The organism is Marinobacter sp. R17, assembly GCF_003789045.1.
In the GTDB taxonomy this organism is placed as follows: domain Bacteria; phylum Pseudomonadota; class Gammaproteobacteria; order Pseudomonadales; family Oleiphilaceae; genus Marinobacter_A; species Marinobacter_A mangrovi.
The window spans coordinates 1-20,836 of the sequence record NZ_RHGZ01000017.1 but is presented as its reverse complement, the minus strand read 5'-3'; the positions used below and the strand labels follow the sequence as shown (position 1 = coordinate 20,836).

The following is a 20,836-nucleotide window of genomic DNA, read 5'->3' as shown; positions in this document are numbered from 1 at the left end:
TCGTGCGTGATCAGTCGTTCAGGGCCCGGGCGGTGGAGTCCACCCGGTCCGCAATCGAATCCAGTGTGTGGGCGTCGTCCCGGCCCACCGGCAGGTCGTAGGTGATGCGGGCGCCATAGGCACCCGGGGCCTGGGGGTCGAGGCGATCCTTGTCGAACACCCACAGCCGCGTGCCGAGGAAAAAGCCTTCCTCGAGGTCGTGGGTGATCATGAACACGGTCAGGTTCTGTTCCCGCCACAGCTTGAGCACCAGCTTGTGCATGTCCCGGCGGATGCCGGGGTCCAGCGCGCCAAAGGGCTCGTCCAGCAGCAGGATGCGGGGCTTCTTCATCAGCGCCTGGGCGATGGCCAGCCGCTGCTGCATGCCGCCGGACAGCTCGTGCGGGTACTTGTGCATGGCGTGGCCGAGGCCCACGTCTTCCAGCATCTGTCGGGCCTCGTTGCGCAGGGCCAGACGCATCCGGCCAAAGGCGCGGCCCAGGAATCGGCTGGATTCCAGCTCACCGGCCAGCATCACGTTGCGCTCGGCGGTCAGGTGGGGCAGCACGGAATAGCGCTGGAACACGATGCCGCGGGTCTCGTCCGGTTCGTCCGGGATCGGCTTGCCATCGAGCAAGAGCTCTCCGCGGGTGGGGGATTCGGTACCCAGCAGCATTTTCAGGAACGTGGTCTTACCGCAGCCGGAGGCGCCGACGATGGTGACGAATTCACCGGTTTCCACGGTGGCGTTGAGGCGTTCGAGCACCACGTCGTCGCCGTATTCCTTCCAGAGGTTTTTCAGTTCAAGCGTTGCCATCGGTCCTCTCCTCAGGCGGTGCGGCCGTGGAACCAGGGGTAGCGCCAGGCGGAGTAGCGGCGCAGCACCAGGTCGATGACAAACGCCAGCAGCGTAATCCAGACCACGTAGGGCAGGATCACGTCCATGGCGAGATAACGCCGGACCAGGAAGATCCGGTAGCCCAGGCCGTCGGTGGCCGCGATGGCCTCGGCGGCGATCAGGAACAGCCAGGCGGAGCCCAGTGACAGGCGCACGGCGGCGATCAGGCGGGGCATGATCTGGGGCCAGACCAGCCGCACGATGATCTGCCAGGTGTTGGCGCCGAGGGTCTGCATCTTGATGATCTGCTCTTCCGGGATTTCCTCGGTGCGCTGTTGCAGGTCGCGGATCAGGAAGGGCGTGATGCCGATGAAAATCAGCATGACCTTGGCCAGCTCTTCCAGGCCGAAGGCGATAAACAGGATGGGCAACATCGCCATGGGCGGCACCAGCGATATGCCGGTGATCAACGGCGACAGCCCGGCCCGGAACAGGGGAATGGCGCCGTTGGCGATCCCGAACACCAGACCCACCAGCGCCGCCAGGCCGACGCCGATGGCCAGGCGTTGCAGGCTGGCGACGGTGTCGGTCCAGAGCACGTAATCGCCAGTCCGCTTGCTGGGCTCGAAAGCCATCCGTTGCATGGCGTCGGCCATGGCGCTGGCCGACGGCAGCAGCTTGTCGTTGGGATTCCCTTCCAGACGTGCGGTCGAGGCGGCGGTGTAGATCACCGCGATCAGCAGGAAGGGCAGCAATCCCAGCGCCCAGCGGCTCACGATGCCCGGATGTCGGTTGATCAGTTTCTTCATGGGACAGGTTCCGGCGTCGGGTTCATGACGGCCGGTCCCGAAGGACTGGCCGGTTCAGAGTTGCGGGATCAGAGATCGCCGTCCGCGGCCATCTTCATGTAGTCCGGGGTGAAGCGCAGTTGGGTGTTGCCGCTGTTGCCATAGGTGCCGGCCGGCGTTTCCACGCCGATGAACGTGGCATCCGGCGCGCCTTCACCCAGCAGGCCGTGCTCGAAGGAGAACTCCGCCACTTTCTGCATGGTCTCTTTCAGCTCGGTGCCGTTGACGAAGTCCACCGCCTTGGCCGGGTCATAGAACATGCGGGTGCTGTCCAACTGACTGTCGTAGCCGGCCAGGTCCGTGCCGGAGGCGTCGGCCAGGGCCTTGCGGATCTTGATGGCTTCATCGCCGTCGCCCTGCATCTTGCTCATGATTTCGTACCAGGCGCCGGTCAGGGCCTTGCCCAGCTTGGGGTTCTCCTTGAGCACGTCGGTGTTCACCACCATCAGGTCGATGATCTCGCCCGGAATCTTGGAGGAGTCGAACACCAGGTGGCTGTCCGGCATGGCTTTGATCTCGCTGAGCAGCGGGTTCCAGGTGGCGACCGCGGTGACGTCGTCGCTGGTGTAGGCGGAGACCATGTCCGCGTCGGAGGTGTTCACCACGGTGAGGTCACGCTCGGTCATGCCGACGGTTTCCAGGGCACGGGCCAGCATGTAGTGGGAGACGGACAGTTCCACCAGGTTGACCTTCTGGCCCTTGATGTCCTCGAGCTTGTCCTTGCCCTTGAGCACGATGCCGTCGTTGCCGTTGGAGAAATCGCCCACGATCAGGGCGGTGGAGTCCACGCCGCCGGCGGCGGGGATGGTCAGCGCGTCCATGTTGGTCATGGCGCAGGCATCATATTGGCCGGCGGTGTACTGGTTGATGGACTCGATGTAGTCGTTGATCTGCACGACGTTGATGTCGATGCCGTACTTGTCCGCCCATTTGTCGATGATGCCGGAGTCCTCGGCATAGCCCCAGGGCATCCAGCCGACGTAGATCGACCAGCAGACGTTGAAGGTGTCCTTGGCGAACGCCACGGGTGTGAACGCGAGAGAGAAGAGCAGGGTGATCGTTGTGTACAGCTTACGGGTCATCGTGACCTCCTTGGCAAGCGGGTGTCGAGTGATTCGTAAAGCAGCGAGAGGAATCAGATGGCGAGCGCGCCATTGATTGTCCTCCCGGGCTTTTGTCCCGCCGTGTAACCTTGCAAGAAGGTCGACCGCTCTCGGACCAGGCGTCGGCTTGTGGCCGACCGGAACCCTAGCTGTCTATTGGTGTTGCGTCAGATTGTCGTGAATCGGGGACGCTGCCGCCTCCCTCAATGGCGACTGGCCATTTGATTCCTCACACTCACGAGAGAGCAAAGTGAGTGCCAACCTCATCCAAATGCCCGCAGGCCGCCTTGCCCGTTGAAGTCAGCGGCTGGATTCCGGCTGGCCTGATGGTCATAAATGCACTGGTTTGGTGCGTAAGTGGGCATCGTTGGCCGTCCTGGTGCGGTGCCAACCTGTCAGGTTCAATGACTGACGCCGGATACGGCACTGTTTTTGCGGGGGACGGCTTGGGTATTCTTTGTGTTTTGCGAACTATGGCAGGAAGCGGTCGCCATCGGATTGTCATTCTTCGAGCGTAAGTTCGGCCTCGAATAAAAGACTTCACAATAAACAGACTCCACTACAAAAGGATTTGTCATGAAGCGTTTGACCCGTCGCGAGTTCCTGCGCGTTTCGGCCCTGAGTGCCGGCGCGGTTGCCGTATCCACTGGTCTGTCGGGCTGCCTGTCCGGGTCCACCGAAGAGGATCGTGAACGCGCGATCAGTTTCGACCACGGCGTGGCCAGCGGCGACCCGCTGCAGGACCGCGTGATGCTCTGGACCCGCCTGACCCCGAACGACGGCAACACCAGCGCCATGTCCGTAGGCTGGGAAGTGGCCGAGGACGAGGACTTCAACCAACTGGTGCATTCCGGCACCACGACGACCACGGCGGACAACGATTTCACCGTGAAGGTGGACGTACTGAACCTGTCTGCCGGCACCACCTATTTCTATCGCTTCAAGTCCAATGACGCCGGTACGTCGCCGGTGGGACAGACCAAAACCTTGCCGGAAGGCGTCGTCGACCAGGCGGCGTTTGCCGTCGTTTCCTGCGCCAACTACCCGGCGGGTTATTTCAACGTTTACGCGGAAATCGCCAAGGAAACCGACCTCGATGCGGTCCTGCATCTGGGCGACTTCATCTACGAGTACGGTGAGGGTCAGTACGGCACCGACGGTGCAGAAGCCATCGGTCGCGCGCTGCCCGACAGCAGCAACACGGAAACGATCACCCTGGACGAGTATCGGGCTCGCTATGCGCTGTACCGGGCCGATAGCGACTGCCAGGCCGTGCATGCCCGCTGGCCGCTTATCGCGGTCTGGGACGACCACGAAGTGGCCAACGACGCCTGGGAGAACGGGGCCGAAAATCACCAGCCCTCCACGGAAGGCGACTATCAGGATCGCAAGATGCAGGCGCTCCAGGCCTACTTCGAGTGGATGCCGGTGCGCCCGGCCAGTGCGGATAACACGGAAACCATTTATCGCAGCTTTGAGTTTGGCGACCTCGTCAGCCTTTATATGCTCGATACCCGGCTGATTGCCCGGGATGAGCAACTGGACTACGACAACTATCTGGATGGTTCTGGCGGCATTGATGAGGGGGCGTTCGAGGCGGCCGTCGAAGATCCGAACCGGGAGATGATCGGGGCTGAGCAGTTCAGCTGGTTAAGCAATAAAGTCCAGCTATCTAACGCCCGCTGGCAGGTTCTGGGCCAGCAGGTTTTGATGGGGCGAATGCTGTTCCCGGCGGAGCTGTTGGTGGCTTATGAAAGTGGGGATACGCTGGCGATCGTGGAGGCCATTAAACAACTGGTAGAGATCAAGCTGGCTTATGAAGCTGATCCGGGCTCCGTTAGCCCTGATGATGAAACTCGCATTACCAATGTATTGCCCTACAACCTCGACGCCTGGGACGGCTACTACTACGAGCGGGAGCAGGTGCTCAAGATATTCAATGACGCCGACAAGAACCTGGTCGTCCTGGCCGGGGACACCCACAATGCCTGGGCGAACAACCTGCATCTGGACGACGATAACGGCGGTGCCGCGGTTGGGGTGGAATTTGCCACCGCCTCAGTTAGCTCGCCGGGACTGGAAGCGTATCTGCAGATCCCGTCCGACAATATTGAGGACGTTGAGGCCGCACTCGTCACCCTGATCGACGACCTTGAATACAGCAACGCCAACCAGCGAGGCTACCTCAAACTCACCCTGACCCAGGACGAGGCTCGCTCCGACTGGCGCTTTGTCGACACGGTGAAAGCCGACAGCTACACCATCGATGCCGACAGCAACACGGCGTTCAAAACCACACCATCAAACCGGGTTCTCCAGCCCGTCAGTTGACGGACTGGATTGATGGGGCCAAGGGTTACTCGGTCACCGTGATCGTGATTTTCTTCGAGACCACCGGAGGATCGAAGGGAATGTGATTCTGGTCGCCCATCAATAACTGGAGTGTGTGCTGGCCGGGTGAGAGGTCCAGTCGGGTTTCGGTCTGACCGCCGCCGAAGTGCTTGTGGTGGTCGTCGGCGGGGATCGGCTGGCCTTTCGGCGGCAGGCTGTCCGCGTCAATCAACAGGTGGTGGTGGCCGGTGGCCGCCTTGTCGGTGCCGGCCGGCGCCACGCCCATACCTGACAGACCGAACCGCACGGTCACCGGGGAACTGACCGTCGCGCCATCCTCGGGCGTGATGAAATAGACCGATGCATCGTCGGGTGCCGGCGTTGCCTGGGCCAGTCCGGTTGCCATCACCAGCGCGAATGCGGGTAACCACTTGGGTTGAACGCCCATTCTGCAATCTCCTTTTTGCTGAGGGTTCAGCCATCAGCATAGGAAGCCTCCACCGGATTGAACATATCGATTTCCTGCACAGATCGCCGCCCATCGGACGGTCCCCAAACGGAGACCAGGGGTCATGGGTTGATACGGGGATCAATGCTATATTCAGACGACTCCAACAGCGGTCATGGATGGCGTTAGGCCTGTTGTCGGGGCTCACTCGGCAGATCAGAAAGGGGAGGTCATGATGCAACTGGTCATCGGCAACAAGAATTACTCATCCTGGTCCCTGCGACCCTGGCTCCTGATGTCGGCGTTCGGTCTTGAGTTTGAAGAGATCGAAGAGTCGCTCCAGCAGGAGGGCCTGAAGGTTCGGCTCGGGCGTTATTCACCGACTTCCCGTGTGCCGGTCCTGATCGACGGCGATTTGACCGTCTGGGATTCGCTGGCCATTTGCGAATACGTGTCCGAAGCCTACCTGGACGGCCGTGGCTGGCCGGCGGATCTGCGGGCCCGGGCCCATGCGCGGGCGATCTGTGCGGAAATGCATTCCGGCCTGTCGGCCCTGCGTTCGGAAATGCCCATGAACTGCCGCGCCCGTCGCCTGATTGAACTGTCCGAGGCCGCCAAGGCGGATGTCGAAAGAGTGGACCGTATCTGGACCGATTGCACCACCCGTTACGGAGAGGACGGCCCCTGGCTGTTCGGTGATTTCTCCATCGCCGACTGCTTCTACGCGCCGGTGGCCTGGCGCTTCCTGACCTACGGCACACCACTGTCGGACGGCGCCCAGCAGTACGCGGCGCGGCTGCGCCATCATGAATCCATGGAGCGCTGGCTCGCCGGTGCCCTCGCCGAAACCGAGATCGTCCCGGAGGACGAAGCCGGCAGCGATATCCCCGGCGCCCGGCTTTAACGCAGCGCTGACGGGCGCCCGGTCATGGGCATTCCATGTCCCGGGCGTCCGCGAACTGTTGGCGTATCGCGTCGATCATGCGGGACTGATCGACGTATTCCGGCGGCAGCGGGGCCAGCAGGTAAACGGCATCCCCGCCGCTCAGGTCGTCGGCGCTGTAGGTGGGATGTGTCGGGTTGCTCACCATGACGGGCGTCAGGACTCGTATTTTGAGATCCGGATCCCGGGCCTGCAGCAACGCTACCGTGCCCAGCCGGCCCTCGCTGTGGAATACCCCCGTAACATGCAGCACCTGGGCGCCGGGATGGGCTTTCAGTGCCTGCAGGATGCGACTCGCCATGGTGTTGTCCCGCAGGAGCTGCGCCTTGTAACGGTTCTCCAGCGGATTGTCGCCACCGCTGCCACTACCGTGGCCGCCCATGGCCGCGAAGAAACGCTCGCGATAATTCGGGTCGCTCAGGAAAGGCTGCTTCGGCAGCAGTGCCTGCAGATCCGGATCCAGCCGGTCCAGCGCCGTCGGACCCTCCCGGCCCACGCAGCGGACGGCCAATGTCGGCGCGTTAGCGGCCACCACCGGCAGGCCCAGTTCCGCAGCGAAAGTCACCAGCGGCCGGTAGCCCGCCCGGTACTTTTCCCATGCTTCGGCGTCTTCGATCATCTCCGCTTCGCCCAGCTTGCCGGCCAGGTATTGGTCCAGTTCCGGCTGGTGATCCACGTTGAACGGCTCCAGCGACAACACCTGATCCGGATGCTCGGCATAGAGGGCCGCCTGCATGCGGGCCTCCAGCAGGTGCGCGCCGTTATGGCCGTGCAGCTCGCCAATCACCACCACGTCGGCATCCCGCCATTTGGCCGCCAACGCTTCCACGGTAATGGGCTGGCCCGTGTCACTGTCGATCACCGGCGTATTCAGGATGGAATGCATGGGCGGCAGGGAAGGCGGCGAGTCCGGCTCCGGCGTCCAGTGAGCACAACCGACAAGCAGAAGCGGGACAAGGCCGCAGATCGGAAGCAGGCGATGGAACACGGGCAAACTCCTTGGCGTGGCGATGCGCACAGTGGGCAAAAAGCGGGGACGGTTACCCGATGACTTTAGCGCAGTTCCAGCGACAGGCCGACTTGGGGGACAAAACGGCGATCTTACGGTCTAACTATTGTCCTGCGTGAGTTAATACGTAAACGCCTATAGTTAGAGTACGGTTCTCGATTGAGCGAGGTACCCCTATGACCGATCGCACCGAATTCCTGACCGACCTGCGCCATGAACTCAAAGCGCGCATCGATAAGTATTCCGCCCACCAACACCGCGACGGTGGCCCCCTGGAAGCGGATTTCGCCGAGCAGGCCGTCCAGCGACAGAATGACGAAGTTGTCGACGGACTGGATGTCGAGGCCCGTGAAGAGTTGCGACAAGTGGAACGGGCGCTTCGTCGCATTGAAGAAGGTGAGGGCGACATCTGCGAATACTGCGGTGAATTCATCAACCCCGAGCGAATCAAGATCCTGCCCCAGACCACCATTTGCGTGGAATGTGCCGAAGAACAAACGGGCTGAAGACGGGCCGCTGACTCCCGACGTGTGTGATGGCTTGACCCTGTAACCACTTCAGGGTTTTTAATAGCGTCAACCATCATCAAGGAGCCCGTTTCCATGTCTCACGCCCATCACCACCACGGTCACTCGCATCACGGCCATGCCCACGGACACGCGCACGGGATGGCTCACAACCGTGCGTTTGCCATCGGCATTCTGCTCAATGTGTTTTTCGTCGTGGTGGAAGCGGTGTACGGCGTACTGGCGGATTCCATGGCCCTGCTGGCGGATGCCGGGCACAACCTGAGCGATGTACTGGGCCTTATCCTGGCCTGGGGCGCGGCCTGGCTGGCCCAGCGTGCGGCAACCAAATGGCGCACCTATGGGCTGAAGAAAACCACCATCCTGGCGGCGCTGATCAACGCGCTGGTGCTGATGGTCGCCATCGGCGGCATCGCCTGGGAGTCCATCCGCCGCTTCGCCAATCCGCCGGAAGTGGCCGGCATGACCGTGATCGTCGTGGCGCTGATTGGCGTGGTGATCAACGCCGCGACCATGATGCTGTTCATGGCAGGTCAGAAAGAAGACCTGAACATCCGCGGCGCCTTCCTGCACATGGCGGCGGACGCCGGCGTGTCGCTGGGTGTCGCGGTGGCTGGCCTGGTGATCCTGTGGACCGGGCAGACCTGGATTGACCCCGTGGTCAGTCTGGCCATCGTCGCCGTCATCCTGATCGGCACCTGGGGACTGCTCAAGGAATCGCTCAACCTCAGCCTGGACGCGGTGCCTTCCGGTATCGACCCGGATGAGGTCCACACGGTGCTCAATGACCTGCCGGGCGTGGAAGGCGTCCACCACGTGCACATCTGGGCCATGAGCACCACCGAGAATGCCTTGACCGCCCATCTGGTCAAGCCGGACCCGGCCTCCGACGACGCCCTGCTGGAAACTCTCGAAGGCAAGCTGCGCCATGACTTCAACATCAACCACGTCACCATCCAGTGGGAGCGGGACAGCGACGCTTGTCCGGTGTCTCATCGCTGTTGACAGAACCGGGTCGCTGGGCAGAGCGGGTCCATGGTCTATAGTTCGGGATAACGGAATGGTTGTCCCGGCAAAAGGATGTTGGTCATGGGGTCCCGGAGATTCGTCGTCGCGATCGGTTTTTTATGCGCAATGCCTGGTCTGGTCAGTGCAGAGGTCTATCGCTGGGTGGATAAGGATGGCAACGTCCATTTCGGGGATCATATCCCGAAGGCCTACGAAGCGCAGGGTGAAACGCTCGATATCGATAGCGGTCATCCGTCGGCCAGCGAGCGGAAGTCGGCCGAGGCGATCGCCGAATCGGCTCGCGAGGCAGCCGACGCCGCGAGGGCATATCGGCACGAACAAGAGCAACGTGCCGAAGAAGCTGGCGCAAAACCGGCTGAAGTGAAGCCCCAACAAGCCGAGCCCCAGTCGCTCCCCGAATCGCCCGGTCCCGGAACCCGGCTGACCCATGAGCAACAGCAGGAACGGTACGAAGCCCAAATGAGACGCTACCGGGAAAGCCAGCGCTGCTTTGCTCCGTACAAAGTCGTGGGCGGAGGCACCAAGGGTGAGGCGTTCAAGCACTGCACGCCCGTACCGCGGCCCAAATACCCCGGAGTGGATTAGTCACGCCGACCGTTGTTGTACCCCTGGTGGTCAGCCAGCCGTTAGCTCTTGGTCTAAATTGCCCCGTAAATGCTCGTCATTCGCCCCGGAAGTTGAGACAGTAGTCTTTTGTTGGGTGATGGATTGGAGCCGGTATGCCGGGAACTGAACGACAGATTACATTGCGCTTCCTGGCGGAACCCGGGGACCAGAATTTTGGTGGCAAGGTACACGGCGGCGCCGTGATGCGCTGGATCGACCTCGCGGCCTACGCTTGTGCGGCCGGGTGGAGCGGCAAGTACTGCATCACCGCCTATGCCGGCGGCATCCGCTTCGTCAAACCCATCCTGGTGGGGCAGCTGGTTGAGGTCGCCGCCAAGGTGATCATGACCGGCAACACCTCCATGCACATCGCCATGGAAGTGAGGGCCGGCTACCCGACCCGGGAAGAACGCAGCCTGACCACCCGCTGCACCGTCATCATGGTGGCGGTCGATGAAGAAGGAAATCCCACCCCGGTCCCGGAATGGGTGCCCAAGGAACCTCGCGATCTGAAGCTGCGGGATTCGGCCAAACGGCTGATGGAGTTGCGCAAGCAATTGAGCCAGGAAGAGGCGTATTTTCCCGAGCCCTGAGAGGGTGCGTGCGTTCTCTGGCGGCCTTGCAGGCTGCTCCGAAGCTAAAGCATCGGCTACATTTTCAGTTAACCCGATCATGTAGCAGATGCATCGGAGGGAGTTGCAAAAGCTTTCGGGTAAAAGCCTCTCTCCCCTGGCGGGAGAGAGGTTTGGAGAGAGGGGGCGAGGCGAAAGCCTCACCGGACATGATCGCCTGTTTTTGAAGGGCGCCTGACGGCGCCTCCCCCTCTCCCCGGCCCTCTCCCTCGAGGGGAGAGGGAGTTTACGACGCCACTTTTGGAATACTGGGACTTTGCAACGCTCTTTTCAGCTTCTGAGGCGCCGTCAGGCGCCCATATTTACTCGGGGCCGGAAGGTGGCGCCGAGCGCGCCTCACTACCCCGCAACCGCGCCAACACCGCTTTCGCATCATGCTTCCCGGTGCTGATCCCCGCACTCTCCAGCTTGCGATCAATATCCTGGCCCTCGTCCTCTTCAGCCAGCTCCCGCAAACTCTCATTCACATCCGCATTCCGCGTCTGCTGTGATTTAATGCGGTCGGCGGAAGACGCCAGGTCGCTCATCCGGCTGTTCAGTCCGGTAGTGTGGCTGCCCAGTTGCTTCAACACCTGCTCTGCGTTGCGGTTGGCTTTGGCCAGACTCAGCTCCCGTTTGTAGTGCTGCAGGCGTCGGGCCGCTGCGGAGAGTTGCTTGCGCAGAGTCTGCTCCTGCTGCGCCAGGTGTTGGGCATGCTGGCGCTGTTCAGCCAGGGTGTTTTCATCATCTGCGATGCGCTCGGCCAACTCGCCGGCCAACGCGTCTTCGCCTTTATCGAGGGCTTCCCGCGCCTGATTCTCACGGCGGGTAATGCCCTCGGCCAGTTGGTCGTTGCTGCGGGCGAGTTGCTTGGATTCGGCCATCAGCCCGGCCAGTTCGCGCCGGGCGACAATCATGGCGTCTTCCGTCTCTCGAAGCTCCTGCGCCATGATGCGCAGGGCGTTGGTGTCCACCAGTCTCTCCGCCGGTTCGCAGGCGGAGGCGCGGAACAGGGTGCCGACTTTTCTCCAGATCATCATGGCGCTCACTCCCCGTATTCTTTCAGGATCTGCTGGGCCCGGGCCTCGGAGATCCGATTGTGGATGCGTTTGCCTTCGTGCTCGTCGCGCATGGTCTTGGACAGGGTGATGGTGGTGCTCACCAGGAACAGGGCACAGATCGCCATGTAGCCTTTGACCAGCAGGTCGGTGGGCGTAAACACAATGCCCACCGCGGTGGCCACCAGGGCAATCGCGAACGATGCCTTCACAAAGAACAACCAGCCGGTCGAGTTGCTACTGAGTTCGTTATCCATACAGCCTCCGGTTCGTGCTTTCTTGTTGAATGCGGCGTGTGCCGCTGTTGGAGACACTGTGGTTGGGTGGGGCGATGGGCACCAGAAAAAGCCAAATAGTTGCATGGGATTGGCTATGGGGTATTACCTGGCGATACTATATGCCGAGAGATTCGCCGTTCCATGTAGCAGACGCTTCTGCTTCTGAGGCGCCGAAGGTGCCCGATCAAGACTCAATCGTAGGTTGGGCTGACGCAGGAAGCCCAACAAGCGTGGCCGTGTTTAACCGGCATGGAAGGGGCATCTGTACAGGTGATCGTTGGGCTTCCTGCGTCAGCCCAACCTACGAACCACAGGCATGCGGGTAGCTTTGAGCTGCCTTCAACCACTCGCAATCCGGAGACCCAAACCCTATGGCCCAGACCACCGCCATCATCGACGCCCTCAAGAAAATCCTGCGGGAGCACGGTCTCACTTACCAGCAGGTGGCCGCCGAGCTGTCGTTGTCGGAAGCCAGCGTGAAGCGGCTGTTTGCGGAAAGGCAGTTTTCGCTGAAACGCCTGGATCAGGTCTGCGCGTTAATGGGGTTGGAGATCAGCGACCTGATGCGCCGACTGGAGCCGGAGGCCCGGGTGGATGCGTTAACGATCGAGCAGGAACAGCAACTGGTGTCGGACATCCCGCTGCTCATCGTGGCGATCTGCGCGCTGAACCGGTGGCATTTCGAGCAGATCCTGGCGGCGTACGCGCTCAGCGAACACGACGTCATCAACCGTCTGGCCCAACTGGACCGCATGGGGTTGATCGAGCTGTTGCCGGGCAATCGCATCAAGCCGCTGATCACCCACGATTTCCACTGGCAGAAGAACGGTCCGATCCAGCGCTTTTTCGAGGATCAGGTGCAGGGGGACTTCTTCCACTGCCGCTTTAACCGGCCCGGTGAGCTGCGGTTGTTCCTCAACGGCATGCTGTCGCCCCGTTCGAACGACATCATGCAACAGAAGCTGCGTCGCCTGGCGCTGGACTTCCGCCACTGTCATCAGGAAGATTTATCGTTGCCTCTGGACGAGCGCTACGGCATGAGCCTGATGTTGGCGATTCGCCCCTGGGAGATTGGTGTGTTCCGCGACTATCGCCGCCCCGACGCGGAAAAAGTTTACCCGGGGCATGCCACACGCTGATCCGCCCTTGCGATCCGGGTGGCATTTCATTTCCCATAGCGGGCTTGATGAACAGGCACTGAAAGGGAGGAAACCATGAGACTTCTGATCACACTGCTGCTACTGGGGGCGTCCAGCCTTGCGCTGGCCGCCGGCGACGACTGCAAGAACCCGGTCTCCACGATGGACATCGAACTGTGCAACGCCAAAGCGGTGGACCAGGCGGAAGGGGAGATGGACAAGTACCTCGAGGCCAGCCTGCAGCGCAACAAGGACGAAGAGTCCACGATCCGACTGATCAACGAATCCCAGGAAGCCTGGGAAGCCTATCGCACCAAGCACTGCGATACCGTCTTCCGCCGGTGGGGTGACGACACCATACGGGTGCAAAAGCGCGGTGAGTGCAAGCTTCGCCTGACCAGGGCGCGCACCCATGAAATCTGGACATCGTTCCTGGCCGACGACGACAATACCTCGCCCGACCTGCCGGAGCCCCAGTAAAGGCCCCGGCAGGGTACGAACCTACTTCTGCACCCAGTCCGGCAGCGGCTTCTCGCGGAAGCCCTTGGGCACGGTGAAGACGCTGTCATGCACCTGCGCGATGCTGGCACTCTGCACGTCATAGCGGTAGCTGAAGATCGGGGCGCCTTCGTCGCCGGCGAACTGATCTTTCACCGCATCGCCCACCACGTTGCTGGCCATGTCCTTGAGCGCGCCCAGCGGATCGCTGGCATTGTCTGATGAGGCCGTTTGCGGCGCGGCCTCCTCGCAGGCATGGGCTTCCAGATACCAGTCCAGCTCAATACTCAGCGGGTAGCCCTGGATGGTGGCCAGTTTCCGGGTCACTTCGTTGTGCCATTGCTGGGTACTGCTGTCGGTATCGCCACTAAAGGCCGACACAGCGCGGAAGACGTCTTCCGGCAGGAACCGGGCCAGTGGATTGTGATCCAGGTCGGCCTGCTCGACATAGGCATCCGTCGCCTTCTGGTGAATCGCCCAGATCTGCTTCATCTCGCCGGTGGGCGGGGTGGTCCAGAATTCGATCACCAGCTTGTTGGTGTTCTGCTGGCGGTTGTCGTCCTCGTAGATCAGGTCCCAGGTGGCCTGGTAGAGATGCGCCGGGTAGCCGTGCAGCGTCTTGCTCTGGCCGGTATCCACCACATTGAACTCATGCTCGACCAGCTGCAGCGGGCAGGCTTCAGAGCCTTCCGGATCGTAGGTGTCTTCTCCCTTGTCCGCGCTCTCGTTGCTGGCGGCGTTGAGCATGTTGATCACGCTCGGGCACTGGCTGATGCCGCACTCGTAGTATGTCTGGTTGTTGTAGTTGACCTTCATCGCGCGGTTCTGGTCCATGCGGAACATGTCGGCGGTATGGAGGTCGTCCATCATCATCTTGGCCCACCAGGAATCCACCTTGGATTCGTTGTCGATGGTGCGCCGGTCCGCCCGGGTGTAGGCGGTTTCCGTGCCGTGGAAATTGGGCAGGATACTGCCTTCAATGCGGGACGTGGCATGGATGACGGCGGTGGTGTGGGTGGGGGTGTTGTCGACTTTGGGTGGCTGGTAACCGGAATCGGTGGATGCACAACCAGCGAGTGCGACGGCGGACATTGCCAGCAGCCCCAGACGGCGGGTCTTCATACCCTGAACTCCTTGTCGGGAAGATAAGGTCCATTTCCGGACCGGAATAGGGCCGCAGCGGCCCGGTTGAGCTGATCATTCCACAGCCTGTGGTTGGTCGCAAAATGATCATGCCTTAGGTCATCTCGGCCTTGTGACGCGGTCTGTATGACAAGACGGCAAGCGAATCAGGGGGCGGATTGCGTTATCCTCCCGGCATCTTTCAACCGACCCGCTAACCGAGAGCGCAGTGACCCACATTCGTCCCCAAATCGCCGGCCTGCTCGTGACCGCCACATTGCTCATCACCGGCTGCAGCAAGCCCACCCCGGATTTTGATCTCCAACTCACGGATGCCCAGCTCGAGCGGGTCGGGCAGCAGATCTTCCGCAATGAATGCGCCGCAAAGGTCGAGTGCCTGGTGCACTGGAACGAAGGGGAGGCGTTTCCATCCCTGGGGATCGGGCACTTCATCTGGTACCCGGCGGATGTGGAAGGACTGTTTGTGGAGAGCTTCCCGCAACTGGTCCAGTACATGGACGAGCAGGGCGTAACCCTGCCGGGCTGGCTGGCGGAGGGCGACCCCGAAGACGCCCCCTGGCCGAACCGGAAGGCCTACCTGGCGCAGCAGGACAGCGAACGGGTCGAATCCCTGCGCCAGTTCCTCAACCGTACCCAGGACGTCCAGGCCGCCTTCATGTTCAAGCGGGCCCAGTCCGCGCTGGCGCGTGTGGTCGACGCCGCCCCGGAAGCCCGCCGTGGCACCATCAGCCAGCACATCAAGAACCTCAGCGCCACGCCGGGCGGCGCCTACGCGCTGATCGACTACGTCAACTTCAAGGGCGAAGGCCTGTCACCATCCGAGCGCTACCAGGGGCAGGGTTGGGGCCTGTTGCAGGTGCTCGAGCGCATGAGCCGCGTGGACGGCGACACGCCCCTCGACCAGTTCCGCAACGCCGCGGCCGAGGTGCTGACCCTGCGCGCGAAGAACGCGCCCAAAAAGATCGAACGGGAACGCTGGCTGCCCGGCTGGCTGAAGCGACTGGATACCTACCACGAGTTCGATTGAGTCCCGTCGCGGCATAGTCCTGCACGATCCTCCTGAACAGATTCCCGGTTTGCACATTTTAAGCCCCTCGCCCCTGGCGGGAGAGGGGTTTGGGGAGAGGGGGCTGGAGCCCGGCGCCATCCCCATCATCCCTCCATATCCCCCAACCCCTCCCAACGGTTAGACTTTCCTCCAAAAGGATTCCCCATCCAACCGTGCCAACATCGCTTGAGCGTGGAAAAGGATTGCAGACAACAGGAGAACAATAATGATGAAGGTCATCGCCTTCGGTGAAGCCCTGATCGACATGCTGGCCCTGCCCGAAGCCGGCCAACGCAAGTTCCTCGAACAGCCGGGCGGCGCCCCAGCGAACGTCGCGGTCGGCGTCGCCAAGCTCGGTGGCGACGCGATGTTTGTGGGGCAGGTGGGCAAGGACATGTTCGGCGACCTGCTGGTGCGCTCGATGAGCGGTTACGGCGTGGATACCTCCGCCCTGCACCAGACGCCGGCCGCCATGACGGCGCTGGCCTTCGTCAGCCTCGACCCCGACGGCGAGCGCAGTTTCGCGTTTTACCGCAATCGCAGCGCCGACCTGCTGTATCGTGTGGAGTACCTGCCGGACACCGTGTTCGACAGCCCCGCCATCTTCCACTGCGGCTCCAACACCCTGACCGACGACGAAATCCTCAACACCACCCTCGACCTCATGCAACAGGCCCGCGAGGCCGGCTGCCTGGTGAGCTTCGACGTCAACTACCGCCACAACCTCTGGCCCAACGGCACCACCCCGGCCGAACCCATCTGGGACGCCATGGTCGCCTCCGACCTGGTCAAACTCAGCCGGGAAGAACTCGAAGCCCTCTACGGCGACGAGAAAACACTGGTCCAACAACTGCTGGACGCCGGCGTCAAACTCGTCCTCATCACCGACGGCGGCAACCCCCTCAACGCCTACTGGTCCGACGGCAACGCCCAGGTCGCCCCCATCGCCGCCGACATGATCGACAGCACCGCGGCCGGCGATGCTTTCGTTGCCGGGCTGTTGCATCAGATGGCGGCCCAAGGGATCGCCCGGGACAAGTTGGAAAGCTGGGTCAATGATCAGAAATTCGAGGAAGCGCTGACATACGCCTGCCGCTGTGGGGCGGTGGCCGTGTCGCGGTATGGGGCGTTTGTTGCGTTGCCGACGGCTGAGGATCTCTGAATCCGGGTTTGATGACATCGACCAGGCCAATTTGTAAAAGCTTGTAAGAGCGCATAGAAACGCCCTGCCGGAACGCTACACTCTTTTGGCAGGGCGTTTTTGTGTCTGTGTGCCGGTGGCTGGGATGTTGCTCGGTGGTTGTGGTCAGGGATGAGTGTGGTGTTTTCCTTCTTTGATTGCCTGCCTGTTACCTCTCCCTCTGAGCGCCATTTTAGGCGTTTGCCTTGCTGATTCTGAACGTAAAAATCCGACGGCTTGGCTGCCTGCGTTTTTATACAGTTATATTGGGATGACAAAATGTAGAAGTCGCGATATTGCAGGTGCCCGCTGCTTTTTTATATAACTGTTTGATATTTATGGAGTAATTTTATGGTGGCATTGGCTCGTTCCTGCTGTTATGAAGAATTCTCGTATATTCAATATTACGGAACGCGGTCTAATCGCTGTTATGCGTCACGGAGGTAAATCATTGGAACTTGGAGAATACTACGAGGAATATAGAAGAACGCTGGCGGCTGAGTTCGAGGGCGCATTCCCAAAAGATATCGCCTCGTGCATTGTCGCTGGATACTACGCGGGATTAAGCATTGAGCAACTGCACACCTTCATGGCCAAGCGCGCTGAAATATCTAGTGTCTCTGTGGCACTAGTGAACGAGAACACTTCCGTCTCGGATATAGAGAAAATAGTTCGAGCTCGTGAGACAGGAAGAGTTTACCCGGCAGAAATATTGCGCCATGCCTTTGAGCCAGATGAGGTCAAAGAGAATCTGAGGGCTGAAGTATTCAATGACAAAAACGCATAACAAGCCGCTCAAGTACGTTCCGGGCCTGGCGGCCCTCCACCGGACCGGTTTGCCAGCGCAGTTGCGCTTCCAAACCGGCCGCTTAGCTCCGCGTTAGGCACCAAGCCGACCAACCTCATGTCCAAATCAGATCTAGTCGTAGCTAGCCAGTTCTGCGAGGCCTTTCTCAGCCCTCGAGACCGCGCGGCTGCAACCCATGAACTGGCGGCACATGGCCAGGACGCTGTTCCTGTCCTCCGCTCGATTCTCAGTGGAGAGGCAAAAAATGAGTTTGGAGTCGCCTACCGTCGTTTGGGCATGCCAGTAGACTGCTCGCTCGTCACTATTCGCATGCTAGGCAAAATCGCAAGCCCTCTTGAGTCGCTTGTGCGCGCAGAGCTCACTGCTGGCCATGCTTATGCGGAGGACGCCTTGCGTGCAATCATTGGCGCCTAACAACTCATTCAAGCCGACCGCCCACTGGCTACGCCAGCGGTCGGCGCCTTAATTCAGGCGTTAGGGCCCAAGAGGAATTATGAGCGTACCTCTGCACGAAAGGGAAGCGACGATAAGGGGCTTGAAACTCAGGCCGGAGGTCGTTGACCTGTTGCTGAAGAATGACGATTTTGGACCCTTTTCTCGTTATTTTGAGGAACCAGAATATTTTTATTCAAAGGGCTATCCAGATAAACCGGGAGATTGGCCCGAGGTTGGGAATAGAGAGCTTCTTCCTCTCTGGGAGTATTCCGAAGAAATCTTTGCCTTAGATTTGTTGTCCGAAAAAGTAGTTTCTTTTTACACTGAATCTCCTGATGAGTATGAGTTGGTCGACTCAATAGACCAGGCGATATTTATGATGATTGAACTTCATACTTGGGAGTCTGGCGGCTCAGATAAGGAGATAAATGAAGCAATCGAATTCGCAGAAAAAGTAAGGCTGCCAAACATATCTGGGCTAATGCGTTTGTTTGAAAGGTATAGGGAGTGCACAGATAGCATGATCTCCAAATTCCGGCAAACACTATGAACGCGAAAAGCCCTAACCAGGGGCTGCAGCGGACCGCTTTTCCGGCGCGCTGCGCCTCCAAATCGGCCGCTGAGCCCAGGCGTTATGCATTTCATGGTTTCTCGGAACGGAGTATCGATGCCAGAGATTAAAATTGATCAAAACTTAGTTGAGTGGGAAGAGCTATCCGAGTTGGAGTGGAAAAACCTGCTTCTTGGAAATGGTTTCAGCATCAATATTTGGAGCCGATTTGGGTATGGAACACTGTTTGAGGTTGCTCAGAGGGAAGATATAGACCATCAACTCACCGCGCAAAGTCTTGCCCTTTTTGAGCATGTTGGCAGCGCTAACTTTGAAGACGTTTTGAGAATCCTATATCACGCGAAGCTCGTAGATGAGCAGCTTGGTAGTCCTCAAGATGCGGAGATTACAGCTCTGTATGAAGGCGCTAAGAATGCCTTGGGTTCAGCTGTTAACTTTGCCCACATACCGCCAGCACTTGCTGACGTCGCTGAGATTAATGCAAGGCTTAGGAGTTACAAGAACGTTTTTACCACGAACTATGATCTAATCCCATATTGGGCCATTATGGATTCTGATACATGGAGATTTAAAGATTATTTCTGGGGTGAAGATGGTTGCTTTGACTCATCTGATACAGCTGTTCCTGCAGACAGAACAAAGCTCCATTACCTGCATGGAGCTATCCACCTCGTAGAGCTTCCGAATGGGAGGACTAAAAAGCTAACAGCAAATGGTCTGAACAGGCTATCAGAACTCTTCGATTTGGACCATCCAGAGCAGTTTCCTCTATTTATCACCGAAGGCAGCTCTAAGTGGAAATTGTCGCGGATCAAACGGAATGACTATCTCCGATTTTGTTACGAAAAGCTTGCGAGCAGCAAGAATGGATTGGTGGTAATTGGGCACTCTTTACATAAAGATTATGACCAACACATTATTGATGCGATCCTGCAGAGCGAGTCCAGTAAAGTAGCAATCGGCGTATGGCCGCATCAAGATGGAGAGGAAATTATCGCCCTGAAATCTCGGCTAACCATCGATTTGAAAGGTAAGGAGCTATATTTCTTCAGTTCGGAAAGCCATCCCCTTGCTTCAGCAGGCCTCAATGTTCGAGACGAAGATGCATAACAATCGCCAGCACGGGGACAAAGTTTACGCTACGCTTCAACTTTGCCCGTGTGGCGGGCGTTACACGGCAAGGAAATATCGAGCAGATGCCAAATTGTAATTTCTATGCAATAGACAATGATTTTTTAGAGATACTCGATTTCGTCTTTGACGAAATGGGATGCAGAGTTTTCGAATCATACTCCGCATACGAAACAGAGCTTGTTGAATTTTTAAGCACAAAAGAAGTTGTCGAGTACTATCAATTAGATGAGTTTTCAAATTGCCAAAATCGCTCTGCAACTCTCATGCTATGGCCTGTTAAAGCATCGTTAAATGTGAAGGTAAATCGAATTGAGCTAAACCCTAAAAAGTGCCGAGGGGCTACTCACAGATATCGTGTAGATGGCTGGGGGCTTATATCTCTTGAGCTAAAAGGCATCAACAAAGCTGGTTTGCAATATAGCCATACCAACCATAATACCGAAAAGCGTGCTACTGCTTGGGAGCCTAATTATAGTGATGTTATGGGTTCGCCATCCGAGTGGGATTGGAAAGCTGTCTCAAGCGCATCGCGTAAGCTAAATAATTTCATAAAGAAAAATTCAAATAAAAAGGTCGGCCCGATGCCTGTGATGCAGTGTGCCGAGACAGTAACCTTGGCCGGTGCAGTGGCCGTGTAACAAGTCAAAGCACTCGGACATGGTAAAGCTGTCACCTTTTTTGTTCCAAAAAAGCCGCCAACTTCACCATGCCGGTGTTTGAGGCGTTAGAACAGTATGAAGATTGATCCAGAAAAGATATTCAATGGTGGAAGGCTGTTTCTCTGGGATGAAAAGGATCTTCAGAAGGCAGAGTACACAGTAAATCCAATTGAAGTGACGTCACTAAGGGTTGGTGCCAAGTGCTTCAGCTACTATGGGATAGAGAACCTGTTAGGTAGATTATCAAAATACATAAATGTGGCCGCGATCGAGCTCGCTGATGACAGGATTCAGGATCAAGATATGCCGAAGGTAAGGCAGCAATTCGAGAGGGCTTTTCCTGCTGCAACTTTCAAATGGGGCTATGACCTGTTGGTGGCAGGCAAGCATGGGCGTTGAAGTATCAAATTCTAACAAGTGACTGTAGTCCGTTCCCGGCCCGGGGCCGTCCACCGGACGCCACTGAAGTGGCGCCGCTAAGCTTCAGCGTGTGTGCCGGGCATGGCACAGAACTAGGGAGGTGAAAGTCCTCCTGCCAGGTGTTCGCAGAGCCGAAGGCTAGGAGAAGGGCAAGGGCGTCATCGCGAGGTGGGGTCTGGAGGAAGCCCAATCC

At 59.0% G+C, this 20,836-nt stretch carries 23 protein-coding genes and 1 riboswitch; of the genes, 15 read left to right on the top strand and 8 right to left on the bottom strand.

Annotation, left to right across the window (positions count from 1 at the left end):
• Positions 1-10 precede the first annotated feature (10 nt).
• The 3 genes from EB809_RS12930 to EB809_RS12920 all read right to left on the bottom strand — a co-directional run bounded on the left by EB809_RS12930 (position 11) and on the right by EB809_RS12920 (position 2,747).
• Positions 11-796, bottom strand: coding sequence for an ABC transporter ATP-binding protein (locus EB809_RS12930; RefSeq protein WP_123635240.1), 786 nt, complete (start codon positions 794-796; stop codon positions 11-13).
• 11 nt (positions 797-807) lie between these two features.
• Positions 808-1,626: an ABC transporter permease gene (locus tag EB809_RS12925; RefSeq protein WP_123635239.1), complete on the bottom strand. Its 819-nt coding sequence runs from the start codon at positions 1,624-1,626 to the stop codon at positions 808-810.
• A gap of 68 nt (positions 1,627-1,694) precedes the next feature.
• Complete coding sequence (locus EB809_RS12920) at positions 1,695-2,747, bottom strand: putative urea ABC transporter substrate-binding protein (RefSeq protein WP_123635238.1); 1,053 nt, start codon at positions 2,745-2,747, stop codon at positions 1,695-1,697.
• A gap of 79 nt (positions 2,748-2,826) precedes the next feature.
• Positions 2,827-2,928: riboswitch (guanidine-I (ykkC/yxkD leader) on the bottom strand.
• 416 nt (positions 2,929-3,344) lie between these two features.
• On the opposite strand from EB809_RS12920, the gene EB809_RS12915 reads away from it, so the two are divergent.
• Complete coding sequence (locus tag EB809_RS12915) at positions 3,345-5,099, top strand: alkaline phosphatase D family protein (protein WP_123635237.1); 1,755 nt, start codon at positions 3,345-3,347, stop codon at positions 5,097-5,099.
• Between the two features lie 25 nt (positions 5,100-5,124).
• Here the strand turns inward: EB809_RS12915 and EB809_RS12910 are convergent, their stop codons facing one another.
• Positions 5,125-5,547 (bottom strand): DUF4399 domain-containing protein, encoded by a 423-nt coding sequence (locus EB809_RS12910; RefSeq protein ID WP_123635236.1) that lies wholly within the window; start codon positions 5,545-5,547, stop codon positions 5,125-5,127.
• 232 nt (positions 5,548-5,779) lie between these two features.
• Between EB809_RS12910 and EB809_RS12905 the strand changes: the two genes are divergently transcribed.
• Positions 5,780-6,451: a glutathione S-transferase family protein gene (locus tag EB809_RS12905; RefSeq protein ID WP_263316990.1), complete on the top strand. Its 672-nt coding sequence runs from the start codon at positions 5,780-5,782 to the stop codon at positions 6,449-6,451.
• Positions 6,452-6,473: 22 nt separating this feature from the next.
• On the opposite strand, the gene EB809_RS12900 is transcribed toward EB809_RS12905, so the two are convergent.
• The gene (locus EB809_RS12900) at positions 6,474-7,478 is read right to left on the bottom strand and encodes a ChaN family lipoprotein (RefSeq protein WP_223807956.1); all 1,005 of its coding nucleotides are present in this window, start codon (positions 7,476-7,478) and stop codon (positions 6,474-6,476) included.
• 197 nt (positions 7,479-7,675) lie between these two features.
• Between EB809_RS12900 and EB809_RS12895 the strand changes: the two genes are divergently transcribed.
• The 4 genes from EB809_RS12895 (at position 7,676) to EB809_RS12880 (ending at position 10,254) form a co-directional block, all read left to right on the top strand.
• A complete protein-coding gene (locus EB809_RS12895; RefSeq protein ID WP_123635235.1) occupies positions 7,676-8,005 on the top strand; it encodes a TraR/DksA family transcriptional regulator in 330 nt (109 codons plus the stop codon).
• A 96-nt stretch (positions 8,006-8,101) separates the two neighbouring features.
• The gene (locus EB809_RS12890) at positions 8,102-9,031 is read left to right on the top strand and encodes a cation diffusion facilitator family transporter (protein ID WP_123635234.1); all 930 of its coding nucleotides are present in this window, start codon (positions 8,102-8,104) and stop codon (positions 9,029-9,031) included.
• A gap of 84 nt (positions 9,032-9,115) precedes the next feature.
• Positions 9,116-9,640, top strand: coding sequence for a DUF4124 domain-containing protein (locus EB809_RS12885; protein ID WP_190294894.1), 525 nt, complete (start codon positions 9,116-9,118; stop codon positions 9,638-9,640).
• A gap of 134 nt (positions 9,641-9,774) precedes the next feature.
• The gene (locus EB809_RS12880) at positions 9,775-10,254 is read left to right on the top strand and encodes an acyl-CoA thioesterase (RefSeq protein WP_123635232.1); all 480 of its coding nucleotides are present in this window, start codon (positions 9,775-9,777) and stop codon (positions 10,252-10,254) included.
• 341 nt (positions 10,255-10,595) lie between these two features.
• Here the strand turns inward: EB809_RS12880 and EB809_RS12875 are convergent, their stop codons facing one another.
• On the bottom strand, positions 10,596-11,312 hold the full coding sequence (locus tag EB809_RS12875; RefSeq protein ID WP_123635231.1) for a PspA/IM30 family protein: 717 nt from the start codon (positions 11,310-11,312) through the stop codon (positions 10,596-10,598).
• A gap of 5 nt (positions 11,313-11,317) precedes the next feature.
• Positions 11,318-11,587 carry a YiaA/YiaB family inner membrane protein gene (locus EB809_RS12870; protein ID WP_123635230.1) on the bottom strand — a complete coding sequence of 90 codons (270 nt, stop codon included), beginning with the start codon at positions 11,585-11,587 and terminating at the stop codon, positions 11,318-11,320.
• Between the two features lie 392 nt (positions 11,588-11,979).
• On the opposite strand from EB809_RS12870, the gene EB809_RS12865 reads away from it, so the two are divergent.
• A complete protein-coding gene (locus tag EB809_RS12865) occupies positions 11,980-12,747 on the top strand; it encodes a helix-turn-helix domain-containing protein (protein WP_123635229.1) in 768 nt (255 codons plus the stop codon).
• A gap of 75 nt (positions 12,748-12,822) precedes the next feature.
• The gene (locus tag EB809_RS12860) at positions 12,823-13,227 is read left to right on the top strand and encodes a lysozyme inhibitor LprI family protein (protein ID WP_123635228.1); all 405 of its coding nucleotides are present in this window, start codon (positions 12,823-12,825) and stop codon (positions 13,225-13,227) included.
• Between the two features lie 21 nt (positions 13,228-13,248).
• On the opposite strand, the gene EB809_RS12855 is transcribed toward EB809_RS12860, so the two are convergent.
• Entirely contained in the window at positions 13,249-14,367 is a 1,119-nt protein-coding gene (locus tag EB809_RS12855) for a hypothetical protein (protein ID WP_123635227.1), read from the bottom strand.
• A 229-nt stretch (positions 14,368-14,596) separates the two neighbouring features.
• Here EB809_RS12855 and EB809_RS12850 point away from each other — a divergent pair, with 229 nt between their 5' ends.
• From EB809_RS12850 to EB809_RS12820, 7 genes are all read left to right on the top strand, one after another.
• Positions 14,597-15,415 carry a hypothetical protein gene (locus EB809_RS12850; protein ID WP_223807955.1) on the top strand — a complete coding sequence of 273 codons (819 nt, stop codon included), beginning with the start codon at positions 14,597-14,599 and terminating at the stop codon, positions 15,413-15,415.
• A 247-nt stretch (positions 15,416-15,662) separates the two neighbouring features.
• Complete coding sequence (locus EB809_RS12845; RefSeq protein ID WP_123635226.1) at positions 15,663-16,598, top strand: carbohydrate kinase family protein; 936 nt, start codon at positions 15,663-15,665, stop codon at positions 16,596-16,598.
• Between the two features lie 469 nt (positions 16,599-17,067).
• Positions 17,068-17,403, top strand: a complete 336-nt coding sequence (locus tag EB809_RS12840) for a hypothetical protein (RefSeq protein ID WP_123635225.1) — start codon at positions 17,068-17,070, stop codon at positions 17,401-17,403.
• A gap of 514 nt (positions 17,404-17,917) precedes the next feature.
• Positions 17,918-18,409, top strand: coding sequence for a hypothetical protein (locus tag EB809_RS12835; RefSeq protein WP_123635224.1), 492 nt, complete (start codon positions 17,918-17,920; stop codon positions 18,407-18,409).
• Positions 18,410-18,526: 117 nt separating this feature from the next.
• Entirely contained in the window at positions 18,527-19,540 is a 1,014-nt protein-coding gene (locus EB809_RS12830) for a DUF4917 family protein (protein ID WP_123635223.1), read from the top strand.
• Positions 19,541-19,626: 86 nt separating this feature from the next.
• A complete protein-coding gene (locus EB809_RS12825) occupies positions 19,627-20,202 on the top strand; it encodes a hypothetical protein (RefSeq protein WP_123635222.1) in 576 nt (191 codons plus the stop codon).
• Positions 20,203-20,298: 96 nt separating this feature from the next.
• Entirely contained in the window at positions 20,299-20,622 is a 324-nt protein-coding gene (locus EB809_RS12820; RefSeq protein ID WP_123635221.1) for a hypothetical protein, read from the top strand.
• Positions 20,623-20,836: the final 214 nt, after the last annotated feature.

Bases quoted from the DNA above. Each gene is read 5' to 3' on its own strand.
- EB809_RS12920 (WP_123635238.1), bottom strand. From the start codon at position 2,747: ATGACCCGTAAGCTGTACACAACGATCACCCTGCTCTTCTCTCTCGCG.
- EB809_RS12860 (WP_123635228.1), top strand. From the start codon at position 12,823: ATGAGACTTCTGATCACACTGCTGCTACTGGGGGCGTCCAGCCTTGCG.
- EB809_RS12835 (WP_123635224.1), top strand. From the start codon at position 17,918: ATGAGCGTACCTCTGCACGAAAGGGAAGCGACGATAAGGGGCTTGAAA.
- EB809_RS12870 (WP_123635230.1), bottom strand. From the start codon at position 11,587: ATGGATAACGAACTCAGTAGCAACTCGACCGGCTGGTTGTTCTTTGTG.
- EB809_RS12865 (WP_123635229.1), top strand. From the start codon at position 11,980: ATGGCCCAGACCACCGCCATCATCGACGCCCTCAAGAAAATCCTGCGG.
- EB809_RS12820 (WP_123635221.1), top strand. From the start codon at position 20,299: ATGAAGATTGATCCAGAAAAGATATTCAATGGTGGAAGGCTGTTTCTC.
- EB809_RS12890 (WP_123635234.1), top strand. From the start codon at position 8,102: ATGTCTCACGCCCATCACCACCACGGTCACTCGCATCACGGCCATGCC.
- EB809_RS12845 (WP_123635226.1), top strand. From the start codon at position 15,663: ATGATGAAGGTCATCGCCTTCGGTGAAGCCCTGATCGACATGCTGGCC.
- EB809_RS12930 (WP_123635240.1), bottom strand. From the start codon at position 796: ATGGCAACGCTTGAACTGAAAAACCTCTGGAAGGAATACGGCGACGAC.
- EB809_RS12910 (WP_123635236.1), bottom strand. From the start codon at position 5,547: ATGGGCGTTCAACCCAAGTGGTTACCCGCATTCGCGCTGGTGATGGCA.
- EB809_RS12925 (WP_123635239.1), bottom strand. From the start codon at position 1,626: ATGAAGAAACTGATCAACCGACATCCGGGCATCGTGAGCCGCTGGGCG.
- EB809_RS12875 (WP_123635231.1), bottom strand. From the start codon at position 11,312: ATGATGATCTGGAGAAAAGTCGGCACCCTGTTCCGCGCCTCCGCCTGC.
- EB809_RS12885 (WP_190294894.1), top strand. From the start codon at position 9,116: ATGGGGTCCCGGAGATTCGTCGTCGCGATCGGTTTTTTATGCGCAATG.
- EB809_RS12830 (WP_123635223.1), top strand. From the start codon at position 18,527: ATGCCAGAGATTAAAATTGATCAAAACTTAGTTGAGTGGGAAGAGCTA.
- EB809_RS12880 (WP_123635232.1), top strand. From the start codon at position 9,775: ATGCCGGGAACTGAACGACAGATTACATTGCGCTTCCTGGCGGAACCC.
- EB809_RS12895 (WP_123635235.1), top strand. From the start codon at position 7,676: ATGACCGATCGCACCGAATTCCTGACCGACCTGCGCCATGAACTCAAA.
- EB809_RS12905 (WP_263316990.1), top strand. From the start codon at position 5,780: ATGATGCAACTGGTCATCGGCAACAAGAATTACTCATCCTGGTCCCTG.
- EB809_RS12855 (WP_123635227.1), bottom strand. From the start codon at position 14,367: ATGAAGACCCGCCGTCTGGGGCTGCTGGCAATGTCCGCCGTCGCACTC.
- EB809_RS12825 (WP_123635222.1), top strand. From the start codon at position 19,627: ATGCCAAATTGTAATTTCTATGCAATAGACAATGATTTTTTAGAGATA.
- EB809_RS12915 (WP_123635237.1), top strand. From the start codon at position 3,345: ATGAAGCGTTTGACCCGTCGCGAGTTCCTGCGCGTTTCGGCCCTGAGT.